This window comes from Streptomyces sp. AC627_RSS907 (genome assembly GCF_019049165.1).
The window spans coordinates 1-730 of record NZ_JAGMUE010001148.1 but is presented as its reverse complement, the minus strand read 5'-3'; the positions used below and the strand labels follow the sequence as shown (position 1 = coordinate 730).

The window sequence follows — 730 nt, the reverse complement described above, 5'->3', positions numbered from 1 at the left end:
CGGCTCAGGCGTCGAGTACCTGCCCGTCGCGGCGGACCACCGGCGGTTCGACGGACCAGGGGAAGTTGATCCACTGGTCGGTGCGCTTCCACACGTACTCGCACTTCACCAGCGACTGCGTCTTCTCGTAGATCACCGCGCTGCGCACCTCGGCGACGGTGCCGACGCAGAAGTCGTGCACCAGCTTGAGCGTCTTGCCGGTGTCGGCGACGTCGTCGGCGATGAGCACCTTCTTGTCGGAGAAGTCGATGGCGTTGGGCACCGGCGCGAGCATGACCGGCATCTCCAGCGTGGTGCCGATGCCGGTGTAGAACTCCACGTTCACCAGGTGGATGTTCTTGCAGTCCAACGCGTACGCGAGGCCACCGGCGACGAACACGCCGCCGCGCGCGATGGAGAGCACTATGTCCGGCTCGTACCCGTCGTCCGCGATCGTCTGCGCCAACTCCCGGATCGCCCGACCGAACACGTCGTACGTCAGGTTCTCCCGCACCGCACTCATCTCACTTGCCCCGCTGTCTCTCGTGACTCCCTGGCCGCGCGACCGCCCCGCCCCGAGTCCCGGGACCGCGCCGCCGCACCACCGGACCGCTCAGACCGTGGTCCGGTGGAAGTTCATGAAGGAGCGCGACGGGGTGGGCCCGCGCTGCCCCTGGTAACGCGACCCGTACCGCTCGGAACCGTACGGGTGCTCGGCCGGCGAGGTCAGCCGGAACATGCACAACTGGCC

The 730-nt window shown here is 67.9% G+C and carries 1 protein-coding gene and 1 pseudogene; both read right to left on the bottom strand.

All coding sequences use genetic code 11. The annotated features are described in order from the left end of the window. Positions 1-4: 4 nt before the first annotated feature. Positions 5-502, bottom strand: a complete 498-nt coding sequence (locus tag KUM32_RS40765) for a phosphoribosyltransferase (RefSeq protein ID WP_187062824.1) — start codon at positions 500-502, stop codon at positions 5-7. Positions 503-592: 90 nt separating this feature from the next. After that, positions 593-730 (bottom strand): annotated as a pseudogene (locus tag KUM32_RS40760) (dCTP deaminase); the annotation flags it as partial.

Coding starts and splice junctions, on each gene's coding strand:
- KUM32_RS40765 (WP_187062824.1), bottom strand. CDS start 502: ATGAGTGCGGTGCGGGAGAACCTGACGTACGACGTGTTCGGTCGGGCG.